Genomic DNA, 12,697 nt, shown 5'->3' with positions numbered 1-12,697 from the left:
AATGAAACGTCTGTCCGGTCTGGCAAGGCGCCTCGGAGGTCCGGTCTTCGCCGTTGCCGACCAGTGCATCTACAGCGCGAGCCAGCTGCTGCTGAGCTTCGCCCTCGCGCGCGTGCTCTCCCCTGCCGATTTCGGCGTGGCCTCCGCCTTCCTGGCGGTGGTCAGCTTCCAGTACATCCTGCACATGGCGATGGTGCACGAGCCCCTGCTCATCAGGCGCTACTACGCCGACCGGTCCACCGCGTGGCTGGCGTGGGCGCTGGTGGTCCTGTTCTCGCTGCTCGGCTACCTGGCCTGGCAGGTCGCGGCCTTTCCGGGGCAGCTGCAATGTGTAGGCGCGGCGCTCATCGTGGGCTACGAGATCTTCTGGATCTCGCGCAGCCTGCTGCTCGCGGGCCGGCGCTACGTCGTGCTGTGCGTCACGGGCGCGCTCATCGCGGCGGGCTACGTCGTCGTGCTCGGCGCCGAAAGGCCGGCGAGCTGGAGGGAGGCCCTGCTGCTGGTTTCCGTTCTCCAGATTCCGTTTCTCCTCCTCGTGCTGGGCAACCTGAAGCACACGGTTCTTCCGCTGCCGGCGGCCAGGGACGTGCAGGGCCTGACGGTCCGTGAATCGATGGCCTACGGCTGGAAGGCCAGCCTCTCGCAGTTCATGAGCTGGATCATGACGGGCGGCGCCATCCTGCTGCTGGGCTCCTCGGCCGACGCCGAGCAGGGCGGCCTGCTGAAGATCTACATCACCTTCCTGCTGCCGATGCAGTACGTGCTGTCGGCGCTGGGCTACTACCTGCTGCCGCAGCTGGCGGCCAACTGGAAGTCGGCACAGGAAGCGCAAAGGAAGAAGTCCCTGCGCGACTTCACCGGCTTCGTGCTGCTGGGCTTCGTGGTCGCCGAGGCCGTGGGCGTGGTGCTGGGCCTGCTGGGGCCCCGCCTCGTCGTGCTGGCCTTCGGCGAGAACTACCGGGGAATGGATTTCTCGCCCTTCTTCTACGCACCCGCGATCTTCGGCCTGACGATGTGCCTGCGCACCGGCTTCCGGGCAGCCTCGCGGCCCGGCGCCCTGCTGCTGTGCTCGGTGGTCGGCGCGGTGGTGTTCGCCGCCGCGATGCTCGCGGCCGGGACGCCCGTCTCCTACATCCAGACCGTCCACGCCATGACGTGGGGCTTCGCCTGCATGGCCGCACTGATGATCGCCTGGCTGTTCTTCCTGATGCGGGCGAACGGGGAGCAACGCGCCTGAGCCCGAACGGGTCCGGCGCTGGAGGAGATCCTTATGAGCAACCCACTGCTTCGCGGCGTGAGCTTCGACGAGCGCCTCCGGTTCCTGCGGGATGGCGTCGTGTGCCTGCGCGGGATCGTCTCGCCCCAGTGGATAGAACTGGCGCGCGACGGCATCGAGCAGCGGCACGACGGCATGCTGCAGCGCGTGGTGTCCGAATCGGGCGCCAGCGAGATCGCCGGGCAGCTCACCGTGACGCGGCGGCTGCGCTGGATCTGCGACCAGCTGCTCTTCGACAAGGACGTGAGCGCCGCGACCGCGACGCCCTGGCACCAGGACATGTCCTACGGCCTCGCGGACAGCCACCGCATCGTCCACCTCTGGATGGCGGTGGACCACATGCCGCGCGAGACCGCGCCGGAAGTGGTGCGCGGCTCCCACCTCTGGAAGACGGCCTACCGCCGGCGCGGCTGGATCGCGGCGGCGGACGACGAGGCGCAAGCCCCCGAGCTGCCCGACATCGAGGCCAACCGGAGCGCCTTCGACATCGTGGGCTACGAGGTGGACCCGGGCGACGTGGTGGCCTTCAACCACCGGTCGCTGCACCACGCCGGCCCCGTCATGAGCTTCGGCGAGAAGCACCGGGCCTTCGCCATCCTCTGTGCCGACGACGAACTGGGGCTGAACCGGCAGCCCGCGGCCGTGCAGGCGTTCCGCGCGGCCTAGGACGCGTTCACCAGAACTTTTCGGGCGTGGCCGAAAGCGTCTCGGTGCAACGCGCCACGGCCTTGGCGCGCTCCTCGCGCAGCCGCTGCCAGTTGTCGGCCTGCCATTCGTTCCATGCGACCGGCTCCGACTGATAGAAGCACTCGGCAGGCGGACGCATGAAGCCCGCGCGGCCGAGCGCGGCGCCGAACTTCAGGCGGAACAGCTCGTCCGAGCCGGTCAGGTTCTCGTAGACCAGGTGCCAGGAGCCCGGAAGCAGCGGCGTGTCCGCCACCGCCTGCACCTTGCGCGCCTCCTCGATCTCCTCGGGCGTGGAGCCGTCGGTCAGGGCCGTGGCGTAGGCGGCCTCGGCGCGCCTGCGGTAGATGTCGGTGGCGACCTTGCCGAGCGCATCGCTGAGCTCGCCGATGGCCGGGTTGGCGCCCAGCGGGTCGTCCTTGAGCGCCTCCAGCGTGGTGCCGCCGAGATCGTCCTTCGAGAAGCCCTGCGCGCCGACGCTCACGCCGCCCGCGATGACTGACAGCGCGATGTTCAGCGCCACCTGCCCCGCGATGTTGTTCATCGTGTTCTCGCGGCGGACCACGCGAAGCTGTTCGATGCCCGGCTTGTAGTTGCCGCGGGCGAAGCGCACGCGGGTCTGGGGTGCCGCCGGCGCGGCTGCCGCAGCGAGTGCGGCGGGTGCGGCCGGTTCTATAGGTGCGGCCGGCACGGCGGGTGCCTCTGCGACGGCCTCCGTGGCCTGCGATCGCTGCGGGTCCGCCGGCGCCGCCGCGTCGGTTTCGGCATGCGCCGAGATGGCGGCTACCGCCAGCGCGATGCCGCATGCGCGCCAGGCGGCGCGCGCTCCCTGTTTCTTCGAAATCATGTGAACGAAATTCCTCCCGGCGCGGATTGTCTCCGAGCGCCGGGCGCCATCGTCCGCAGCAAGAGACACGGCGGGTCCGCGCTCCCTCAGGCCGTGTCGCCGGCGACAGCCTGGCCCGAAGCCTCCCTCGCCGGCATCGTCACCCACCACGCCGCGCAGACGATCAGCAAGCCCCCTGCCCAGCCCCACGGCCCGATTCGCTCGCCGAAGCCGCAGGCCGCGATCAGCGCGCCGAACACCGGCTCGCTGCCCATCAGCAGCGACACGCGGCTCGGGCTCGAACGCGAGGCCGCATGGTTCTGCGCGAAGAAGGCGAAGACGGTGCACAGCAGCACGAGGTAGGCCATGCCCCACCAGAAAGAAGCGGTGGCGGGCGAAACGTGCCATGCGCCGCCGGCCGGCGAGGCGATCAGGGCGAGCACCGCCGCGCCGAGGGCCATCACGCCGGACTGCACCGCCGTCAGCGTCAGCGCCGGCATCGCGTGGTGTCCGGCGAGCCGCCGCGTCATGCAGACCATCACGGCGCGCAGGAAGGCCGCGATCACCATCAGGCCGTCGCCCCAGCCCACCGAAAGCTCGGCAGGCGACGTGGCCGAGAGCATCGCCGCGCCCAGCGCCGACAGTCCGGCGGCCCAGAACATGCGCCGCGCCGGCCGCTGGCCCAGCAGCCACCATTCGACGAAGGGCGTGAGCGCGACGCACAGGCTGATGAGGAGGGCTGCGTTGCTGGCCGTGGTGAGCGACACGCCGAAGGTCTCGCAGACGAAGATCGCCAGCAGGTTCGCGCCGAGCAGGCCGCCCACCGCAAGGCCCCGCTGCCAACCGGCGCCGAACAGCGGCTTCAGCGCGGGCAGCAGCACGAGGAAGGTCAGCCCGAAACGCAGCGCGATGAACTCCAGCACCGGCAGCTGCTGCGTCGCCTGCTTGGCCACCGCATAGCTGCCGCCCCACACGGCGGCCACCAGCAGCAGCATGACTTCGGCGAGGCCGATGCCCGCCGGCCTCTTCGTCTTTGAATCCATACTTCGCTTGCGCCGTCCGTGAACATTTCCGATAACCCGACGCATCCGCCGGGCAGGAAATTGTTCCGGGCATCACCCGGGCCGCACAGGCGTCGGCCGGAACAGGACTATTGCGTCGTGGGAACGAATTCATTTCTCAAGGTGCTGCCGGAGATGGTGACCTTCGTGCGGGTCGCCGAGCTCGGCAGCTTCTCGGCCGCGGCCGACCTGCTGGGCATGACGCCGTCGGCGGCGAGCCGGCAGGTGAAGCGGCTCGAAAAGGAGATCGGCGTCCAGCTGCTGCAGCGCACCACGCGCCAGCTGCGGCTGACCGAGCCGGGCACCGAGGCCTTCGCGCGCTGCCGCGAGCTGGTGCTGGCGGCGCAGGGCGCGATGGAGATCGGGCAGCAGTTCGCCGCGGGTCCGAGCGGGCTGGTGCGCATCAGCGCGCCCAAGGCCTTCGCGCGGCGCGTGCTGCATGCGCACATCCTCGAATTCCTGCGACGCTACCCCGACGTGGACGTGCAGCTCATCGTGGCCGACCGCGACGTCGATCCAATCCGCGAAGGCGTCGACCTGGTGGTCCGGCTGACGACGAAGCCGCCCGAGGGGCTGGTGGCGCGGCAACTGATGCCGGTGGCGCACGTCCTCTGCGCCTCGCCGCGCTACCTGGCGGCGCACGGTCCCATCGAGCACCCGGGCGATCTTGCCGCCCACAGCTGCCTTTCGCTGGGCGAGCACGAGCGCGACAACCACTGGCGGTTCGGCAAGAGTGAAGGCGGGGACGAAGCGGAAGTCATCGTGCGCGGCCGCTATGTCTCGAACCACAGCGAGATGCGGCTCGAAGGCGCGCTGGCGGACCTGGGCGTGGCCGTGGTGCCGGCCTTCGTCGCCCAGGAGGCGCTGGACGCGGGCAGCCTCGTGCGCGTGCTGACCGGCTGGGAGTACCGCGGAAACTACCGGGGCCACGCGTACATCCTGTACCCGCCCAACCGCTTCATGGCGCCCAAGTGCAGGGCGCTGGTCGATCACCTGACGAGCGCGCTCAGTGCTTCTTCATCAGGACGCGCACCGCCTCGGGCAGGGAGTCGACCTGCGGCATGAAGTGGTCGAGCAGCGCGCCCAGCGCCACCGCGCAGATCACCGCGCCCAGCAGCGGCTTCCAGGTGAGCCGCACCGCAGCCATGAGCCAGCCCTCGCGCGCCACGCGCACCGCGGCGCGGGCCGAGACGTAGGAGAACGCGATCTCGATGGCCACGGCCAGCAGCGCGTCCCAGCTGAAGTACAGCAGCACCAGCGAGCCCGCGCCGAACAGGACGGCGGCGCAGATCAGGAAGACGGCGATCACCGGGATGACGACCACCGCGCCCTCGTCCGCGCCGCCGGCCACGTCGAACGCGCCGCTGGCGATGTCGGAGAGGCCACTGCCGCCGCCACCGCCGCCACCATCGCCCGGAGCCTCGCCGACGCTCGTGTGCCCGTGCGAACCGCCGCCGCGTCCGCCGCCGAACTCGAAGTCGGGCGCGTCGACGTTCAGATCGAGGCCGCGCTCCTCGACGAGGCGCTTCGCCCACCAGCGCAGCACCAGCAGATAGCCCAGGTACCCCACGCCCAGCGTAAGGAAGTAGCGCACAGCGAGCGAATCGACGTGCAGCAGGTGCATCTGCAGCGCAGAGACGCCCCACATCAGCAGCAGCGTGAAGCTGCCGATGAGGATGCCGTGCGTGCGCAGGCTGTACTTGCGGTGGAGTTCGCGCTCCACCTGTGTTTCCCACAGGCGCACGGAGCGCCAGTTGGAAAGGACCTTCACGGCTTCAGGCGGGTTCCGGCTCTGCGAAAGGCACGCGCGGCGCCACCGCGCACATGAGTTCGTAGCCGATGGTGCCGCCGGCCCGCGCGACCTCGTCGATGGGCAGCACGGCGCCGGTCCTGGCCGACTTGCCCCACAGCGTGACCTCGCTGCCGAACTTCGCGTCGGGCACGCCCGTGAGGTCGACGGTGATCATGTCCATGCTCACGCGCCCGACCATGCGGGTGCGCACGCCGTTCACCAGCACCGGCGTGCCGGTGCCGCAGTGGCGCGGATAGCCGTCGGCATAGCCGACCGCTGCCACGCCGATGGTGATGGGGCCCTCGGCCGTGAAGTTGGAGCCGTAGCCAACGGTGTCGCCGGCCTGCAGCGTCTGCACCGACAGCAGCCTGGTCGACAGCGTCATGGTGGGCTGCAGCTGCCAGTGGGCCGCGTCGTGCTGCGGAAAGTCGGGCGCGCCGCCGTACAGCATGACGCCCGGGCGCACCCAGTCGCCGCGCGTGAGATCGGCATGACGCAGCGTGGCGGCGCTGTTGGCGATGGAACGCTCGCCCGGCAGGTCGCGGGTGGCGCGCTCGAAGGCCTCCAGCTGGTGGGCGATGCCGCGGTCGCCGTCGGCGTCGCTGAAGTGGGTCATGAGGGAAATCTCGTCGACCTGGGTGAGCGCGTTGAGGCGGGTCCAGGCGGAGCCGAAGCGCTCGGGGGTGAAGCCCAGCCGGTTCATGCCGGAATTCATCTTGAGGAACACGCGCTGCGGCTTGAGGGTCTTATGGGCGGCGAGCATGTCGATCTGCTCGTCGCAGTGCACGGTGTGCCAGAGGTCGAGGCGGGAGCACAGCTCCAGGTCGCGGGCCTCGAAAACGCCCTCCAGCAGAAGCACCGGCCCGCGCCAGCCGAGGGCGCGCACGCGCTCGGCTTCGGCCAGGTCGAGCAGCGCGAAGCCGTCGGCGCCGCGAAAACCCTCGTAGACCCGCTCGATCCCGTGGCCATAGGCATTGGCCTTGACGACGGCCCAGACGCGGGCTTCGAGGGCCGAACGGCGCGCCCGCTCGAGGTTGTGGCGCAGGGCTTCGGTATGGACGGTGGCGAGGATGGGGCGCGGCATGGGGTTTCCGGGGAGGCTCGGTGGGGGGCTCGGGGAGAATGCAGACCACGTTTTAGCATCTTCGGGAATGGGGTCGAACACGGTGGGGATGCCGGATTCGATCTCGCACCCCCGTGCTATAACCGCCCATTCGCCCTCTTGGCGACACTTTTTCACTACCGCCAGCAGACCTCATCTACGTCTCTGGCCAGCCAGCCCATCGATGAAGCGCGGTTTCTACACGATCATGTCGGCCCAGTTCTTTTCGTCACTGGCCGACCAAGCGCTTTTCGTTGTTGCGGTCGATCTCATGCGAAGTTCGGGCGCGCCCGAATGGCAGCGCGCGGCGCTGGTGCCGATCTTCGCGGTCTTCTATGTAGTGCTGGCGCCGCTGGTGGGCGCCTTCGCCGACGCCCTGCCCAAGGGCAAGGTGATGTTCATCAGCAATGCCATCAAGGTGGTGGGCTGCGTGATGATGCTCTTCGGCTCGCACCCGCTGCTTTCCTATTCGATCGTCGGCCTGGGCGCGGCGGCCTACTCGCCGGCCAAGTACGGCATCCTGACCGAGCTGCTGCCGGCGTCGCAGCTGGTGAAGGCCAACGGCTGGATCGAGGGGCTGACCATCGCGTCGATCCTGCTGGGCATCGTGCTGGGCGGCTCGCTGGTGGGACATGCCATTTCCAGCAAGCTGCTGGCCTTCGATCTCCCGTTCATCGACACCGGCATCGATACGCCGGCCGAGGCGGCCATCGCGGTACTGATCTTCGTCTACGTGCTGGCGGCCTGGTTCAACACGCGAATCCCGCACACCGGCGTCGAGATGCGCCCGCTGCGCTCCAACCCCGAGCAAGGCCTGGCGCGCAACATCGCGGCGCTGCTGCCCGACTTCTGGCACTGCAACGCCCGCCTGTGGCGCGACCGCCTCGGCCAGATCTCTCTGGCCACCACCACCCTCTTCTGGGGCGCGGGCGGCAACCTCAAGTACATCGTGCTGGCCTGGGCCTCGCTGGCGCTGGGCTACAACACCACGCAGGCCTCGGCGCTGACGGGCGTGGTGACCATCGGTACGGCCGTGGGAGCCATCGTCGCCTCGATGCGCATGCGGCTGGACATGGCCACGGGCGTGATTCCCATGGGCATCGCGATGGGCCTGATGGTGATCTGCATGAACCTCATCGGCAACGTGTGGCTGGCGGTGCCGTTCCTGATCCTGCTGGGCGGCCTGGGCGGCTTCCTGGTGGTTCCGATGAACGCGCTGCTGCAGCACCGCGGCCACAACCTGATGGGCGCGGGCCGCTCCATCGCGGTGCAGAACTTCAACGAGCAGGCCTGCATCCTCCTGCTCGGCGGCTTCTACAGCGTGTGCACCGGCCTGGGCCTGTCGGCCTACGGCGCGATCACCGCCTTCGGCCTGGTGGTGGCCGGCTGCATGTGGATCATCAAGCGCTGGCACGAGAACAACCTCAAGAAGTATCCCGAGGAAGTCGAGCACCTGCTCGCCATCGCCCGCAGCGATAAACATCACTGACTCCCCCAGGCTGCGCGCACTTCGTGTCGCTGCGCCAACCCCCTCGCCGGGGGCGACACCGGAGGCCCGGCGAAGCCGGTTCCTCGGTGTCTCTTGAAGAATTCGTGTCCCCATGCCAGCACTTGCCCTGCTACTGAACGCCTTCGTCTGGGGCGTCTCCTGGTTCCCCTTCCGCCAGATCGCGGGCCACGGCCTGCATCCGCTGTGGACCACCTGCCTGATCTACCTGGCCATCGCCGTCCCGATGGGTGTGCTGCGCCGGCATGCCTGGAAAGGCTTCGCGGCCTTTCCGATGCTGGTGGTGCTGGGCCTGGCGGCCGGCTTCACCAACGTGGGCTTCAACTGGGCCGTGACGCAGGGCGACGTGGTGCGCGTGGTGCTTCTCTTCTACCTGATGCCGCTGTGGAGCGTACTGCTGGCCTGGCTGCTGCTCGGCGAGCGGCCCACCGGCGGTGCGCTGGCGCGGGTGGCGCTCGCGCTCACCGGCGTGGCGGTGGTGCTGAAGGCGCCCGGCACCGACTGGCCGGTGCCGTCGAGCCTGCCCGACTGGCTGGGCGTGGCGGCGGGCTTCGGCTTCGCCGTCACCAACATCGCGCTGCGCCACCTGCGGCAGGCGCCGGGCGAGTCGCGCGCGCTGGCGATGTTCTGCGGCTGCGCCTTCGTGGCCGGCGTCGCGGCGCTGGGCGGCACCGCGCTGGGCGCGTTCGATTCGCCGCTGCGCGCCTCGTCCGGCTGGCTCGGCTGGGCCGCGCTGCTGGGCACGGCCTTCGTCCTCGCCAACGTGTGCCTGCAGTACGGCGCAGCGCGGCTCGCGGCCTCCACGACCTCGGTGATCATGCTGTCGGAGGTGCTGTTCGCCAGCGTCTCCTCCGTGGCACTGGGCGCGGCCGCGATGGAGCCGCGCATCCTCGTGGGCGGCTCGCTGATCGTGCTCGGCGCCGTCTGGGCGGCGTTTGCGCGAACGCCCGTGCAGCGCGATGATCGCGCCTCTTCGTCTCCCACCTGAGGAAAAACAGCATGGCCAGCGTCTACGACTTCGAAGCCAACCTGATCGACGGCAAGCCGGTGAAGCTCTCCACCTTCAAGGGCAAGGTGCTGCTGATCGTCAACACCGCCAGCAAGTGCGGCTTCACGCCGCAGTTCGCGGGCCTGGAGGCGCTGCACGAGAAGTACGCCGACAAGGGCCTCGCGGTGCTGGGCTTCCCCTCCAACCAGTTCGGCGGCCAGGATCCGGGCACCAACGAGGAGATCGGCGCCTTCTGCACGAAGAACTACGGCGTGAGCTTCCCGATGATGGAGAAGATCGACGTGAACGGCAGCAATGCCGCGCCGCTCTACCAGTGGCTCACGAAGGAAAAGCCGGGCCTTCTGGGCAGCACGGCCATCAAGTGGAACTTCACGAAGTTCCTCATCGGCCGCGACGGCACGGTGCTCAAGCGCTACGCGCCGCTGGACACGCCGGCCTCGCTGGAGCGCGACGTCGAGGCCGCGCTGGCCGCGGCCTGAGCGACCATCCTCAGCCCCATCAGAACCTGAAATCGGCCGTCTTCGGCCCGCCGCCCACCGTCACGGTCTGGCTCTTCACCGCGCCGCCGGGCGCCGCAACGTCGATCACGTAGCGTCCGTTCGGCACGTCGACCAGGCAGACCGGGCCGCTCGCACGGAATGCCAGCGCGGAGGCGCTGCCGGCGTCGCCGCCCTTGATGGTCACGTCGACGTTGGCCAGGTAGGCGCCGTCGGAGCGCGCGAACAGCAGCGCGAGCGGATGCTCCTTCATGGCCGCGCGCATCGCCGTCGATTCGTCGGAGCCGATGCCGCCGCACACGTAGCGCGCCGCGCCGGCGCCCTGCCACTGGGGCATGGCACCCTGGGCCTGCGCGGCCATCGCGCCGCCCGCGCAGAGGCAGGCCAGCAGCACGCGACGCAGCGCGGCGGAAGTGAAGGATGCGGGCAGAAGATGGGACATGGCGCTTTCTCCTTGCAGATTCGGTGCAGCCATGATGCGCCGCGGACCGGCGCCGCGCGAGTCGGACCAGCCCCCTCCCCCTTGTCCGACGATGCCTGCGATCAGCCCTTGCCGGGCGCCAGCGCCGCGTCCAGCAGCTCGACCCAGTGCCGCACCGGCGTGTCGCCGCTGCCGCTTTGCAGGTGCGTGATGCAGCCGATGTTGGCCGAGGCGATCACCGACGGGCGAAGCTGCTTCAGGTGCCCCAGCTTGCGGTCGCGCAGCGGGTAGGCCAGCTCGGGCTGCAGCACCGAATACGTGCCGGCCGAGCCGCAGCACAGGTGCGATTCGTTCATCGCCACGCGCATGTCGAAGCCCAGCGCGCGCAGATGCGTCTCGACGCCGCCGCGCAGCTTCTGGCCGTGCTGCAGCGTGCACGGCGGGTGGTAGGCCACCACGCCCTCGGGCGCCTTCACGCGGGCCTTCAGCGCAGGCACGATGTCGGGCAGCAGTTCGCTCAGGTCACGCGTGAGCTCGCTGATGCGCGCGGCCTTCAGCGCATAGGCCGCGTCGTGCTGCAGCATGTGTCCGTACTCGCGCACGGTGACGCCGCAGCCCGAGGCATTCATGACGATGGCCTCGACCTCGTCGCGCTCCACGAGCGGCCACCACGCGTCGATGTTGGCGCGCATCTGCGCCTTGCCGCCTTCCTGGTCGTTCAGGTGGAACTTCACCGCGCCGCAGCAGCCGGCCTCGGGCGCGATCACCGCCTGGATGCCGGCCGCGTCGAGCACGCGCGCGGTGGCGGCGTTGATGTTGGGCATCATCGACGGCTGCACGCAGCCCGCGAGCATCAGCACCTTGCGCGCATGCGTGGCGGTGGGCCAGGCGCCGGCCTCCTGCTTCGCCGGCACCTTGGCCTTCAGCGCCTCGGGCAGCAGGCCGCGCACCGACTGGCCCAGCTTCATCGCAGGGCCGAAGAGCGGCGACGGCAGGCCCTCCTTGAGCACCCAGCGCTGCGCGGACTCCATCGCGGGGCGCGGCACCTTCTCGTCGACGATTTTTCGGCCGATGTCGACCAGGTGGCCGTACTGCACGCCGCTCGGGCAAGTGCTCTCGCAGTTGCGGCAGGTGAGGCAGCGGTCGAGGTGCATTTGCGTGCTGCGCGTGGGCGCCTTGCCCTCGAGCACCTGCTTGATGAGGTAGATGCGCCCGCGCGGACCGTCGAGCTCGTCGCCGAGCAGCTGGTAGGTCGGGCAGGTGGCGGTGCAGAAGCCGCAGTGCACGCACTTGCGCAGGATGGCCTCGGCCTCGCGGCCTTCGTCGGTGCCTTGGAATTCGGGGGCGAGCTCGGTTTGCATGGCGTCGTGAGTTCTTGTTCTTGTCAGTTGGCGGGCAGCAGGCGGCCGCGGTTGAAGATGCCGTGCGGATCGAACTCGCGCATCAGCGCGCGCTGGATGCGCTCGACAGGCGCGCTCAGCGCATCGAAGCGTGGCACTCCGGGATGCGTGCCCGAGCCCGGCAGGCGGAACAGCGTGGCGTGACCGCCGGCCGCGCGAGCGATCTCGCGGATGCGCGAGGCCTGCGAGGGCGGCGCCTTGTACCAGCGCTGGCCGCCGTGCCATTCAATCAGCGGCGCAGCGCTGTCGATGGAGAGCACGGGCGCGGTCTGCGGCACCGACACGCGCCAGAGCGCGTCGGTGCCCTCGCCGGTGGAGAACCACGGCAGTTGCTGGTCACGCAGCGATTGCCAGTCGGCCGCGGCGCGCGCGTTTTCCTTGCGCTCGCCGCCCAGGTGTTCGCACGCGGCTTCGACGGCGGCCACCGCACCGCGCAGCCGCAGGTAGAGCGTGCCAGCGCCGGCATATTCGAACCAGCAGCTCGCGTTCAGCGGCAGCGGCCGCCCTCCCCATTCGTTGAGCAGTCGCAGCGCATCGGCCTGGCTGCAGGCGAACTCCAGCGTGGCCTCGGCGGGCGGCACCGGCAGCACCTTGAGGCTGACTTCGGCGATCACGCCCAGCGTGCCGAGCGAGCCGGCGAGCACACGCGAAACGTCGTAGCCCGCGACGTTCTTCATCACCTGGCCGCCGAAGCTCAGCACCTCGCCACGGCCGTTGACCAGCGTGGCGCCGAGCACGTAGTCGCGCACCGAGCCCACGCTGGCGCGCGCCGGTCCGCTGAGTCCCGCGGCGACCATGCCGCCCACGGTGCCACCGCTGCCGAAGCACGGCGGCTCGAAGGGCAGGCATTGACCCTTCTCCGCGAGCGCCGCTTCGAGTTCGGCCAGCGGCGTGCCCGCGCGCACGGTGACGACCAGCTCGCTCGGCTCGTAGCTGGTGATGCCGGCGAGCGGGCGCATATCGAGCAGCTCGCCTTGCGGCGCCTCGCCGTAGAAATCCTTCGTTCCGCCGCCGCGGATGCACAGCGGCGTGGCTTCTGCAGCTGCGGCACGAATTCGCTCGACTATGTGGTTCAGTGGGGTGTCGATGCTCATCGTGGGCTCTGTCTTTGAAGTCGTTGTT

Annotated in this window: 13 protein-coding genes; 6 read left to right on the top strand and 7 right to left on the bottom strand. The window is 69.7% G+C overall.

Annotated elements, in window-relative coordinates; all coding sequences use genetic code 11:
• The first annotated feature begins 1 nt into the window (after position 1).
• Positions 2–1,237 (top strand): lipopolysaccharide biosynthesis protein, encoded by a 1,236-nt coding sequence (locus tag FHT32_RS16595; protein ID WP_176665708.1) that lies wholly within the window; start codon positions 2–4, stop codon positions 1,235–1,237.
• A 33-nt stretch (positions 1,238–1,270) separates the two neighbouring features.
• Entirely contained in the window at positions 1,271–1,942 is a 672-nt protein-coding gene (locus tag FHT32_RS16590; RefSeq protein ID WP_176665707.1) for a phytanoyl-CoA dioxygenase family protein, read from the top strand.
• 7 nt (positions 1,943–1,949) lie between these two features.
• On the opposite strand, the gene FHT32_RS16585 is transcribed toward FHT32_RS16590, so the two are convergent.
• A complete protein-coding gene (locus FHT32_RS16585; RefSeq protein ID WP_176665706.1) occupies positions 1,950–2,807 on the bottom strand; it encodes a hypothetical protein in 858 nt (285 codons plus the stop codon).
• An 86-nt stretch (positions 2,808–2,893) separates the two neighbouring features.
• Positions 2,894–3,829: a DMT family transporter gene (locus FHT32_RS16580; RefSeq protein ID WP_176665705.1), complete on the bottom strand. Its 936-nt coding sequence runs from the start codon at positions 3,827–3,829 to the stop codon at positions 2,894–2,896.
• A 117-nt stretch (positions 3,830–3,946) separates the two neighbouring features.
• On the opposite strand from FHT32_RS16580, the gene FHT32_RS16575 reads away from it, so the two are divergent.
• Complete coding sequence (locus tag FHT32_RS16575) at positions 3,947–4,912, top strand: LysR family transcriptional regulator (RefSeq protein WP_176665704.1); 966 nt, start codon at positions 3,947–3,949, stop codon at positions 4,910–4,912.
• On the opposite strand, the gene FHT32_RS16570 is transcribed toward FHT32_RS16575, so the two are convergent.
• Together FHT32_RS16570 and alr are read right to left on the bottom strand one after the other, a co-directional pair.
• Positions 4,854–5,618, bottom strand: a complete 765-nt coding sequence (locus FHT32_RS16570; RefSeq protein ID WP_176665703.1) for a hypothetical protein — start codon at positions 5,616–5,618, stop codon at positions 4,854–4,856. The genes FHT32_RS16575 and FHT32_RS16570 overlap by 59 nt on opposite strands.
• A gap of 4 nt (positions 5,619–5,622) precedes the next feature.
• Entirely contained in the window at positions 5,623–6,723 is a 1,101-nt protein-coding gene (gene alr, locus FHT32_RS16565; protein ID WP_176665702.1) for an alanine racemase, read from the bottom strand.
• Between the two features lie 202 nt (positions 6,724–6,925).
• On the opposite strand from alr, the gene lplT reads away from it, so the two are divergent.
• From lplT to FHT32_RS16550, 3 genes are all read left to right on the top strand, one after another.
• Positions 6,926–8,230, top strand: coding sequence for a lysophospholipid transporter LplT (lplT, locus tag FHT32_RS16560; protein ID WP_176665701.1), 1,305 nt, complete (start codon positions 6,926–6,928; stop codon positions 8,228–8,230).
• Between the two features lie 112 nt (positions 8,231–8,342).
• Positions 8,343–9,236 carry a DMT family transporter gene (locus tag FHT32_RS16555; RefSeq protein WP_176665700.1) on the top strand — a complete coding sequence of 298 codons (894 nt, stop codon included), beginning with the start codon at positions 8,343–8,345 and terminating at the stop codon, positions 9,234–9,236.
• Between the two features lie 11 nt (positions 9,237–9,247).
• Positions 9,248–9,736: a glutathione peroxidase gene (locus tag FHT32_RS16550; RefSeq protein ID WP_176665699.1), complete on the top strand. Its 489-nt coding sequence runs from the start codon at positions 9,248–9,250 to the stop codon at positions 9,734–9,736.
• Positions 9,737–9,755: 19 nt separating this feature from the next.
• Here FHT32_RS16550 and FHT32_RS16545 read toward each other — a convergent pair whose 3' ends face one another.
• The 3 genes from FHT32_RS16545 to glcE form a co-directional block, all read right to left on the bottom strand.
• Complete coding sequence (locus FHT32_RS16545) at positions 9,756–10,196, bottom strand: carboxypeptidase-like regulatory domain-containing protein (protein WP_176665698.1); 441 nt, start codon at positions 10,194–10,196, stop codon at positions 9,756–9,758.
• Between the two features lie 101 nt (positions 10,197–10,297).
• Positions 10,298–11,536: a glycolate oxidase subunit GlcF gene (gene glcF / locus FHT32_RS16540; RefSeq protein WP_176665697.1), complete on the bottom strand. Its 1,239-nt coding sequence runs from the start codon at positions 11,534–11,536 to the stop codon at positions 10,298–10,300.
• 23 nt (positions 11,537–11,559) lie between these two features.
• Positions 11,560–12,669: a glycolate oxidase subunit GlcE gene (gene glcE / locus FHT32_RS16535; protein ID WP_176665696.1), complete on the bottom strand. Its 1,110-nt coding sequence runs from the start codon at positions 12,667–12,669 to the stop codon at positions 11,560–11,562.
• Between the last annotated feature and the right edge of the window lie 28 nt (positions 12,670–12,697).

It is taken from the genome of Variovorax sp. SG517 (genome assembly GCF_013376045.1).
In the GTDB taxonomy this organism is placed as follows: domain Bacteria; phylum Pseudomonadota; class Gammaproteobacteria; order Burkholderiales; family Burkholderiaceae_C; genus Variovorax.
The sequence above is the reverse complement of the archived record's forward strand: the minus strand, read 5'-3'. Positions and strand labels throughout refer to the sequence as shown.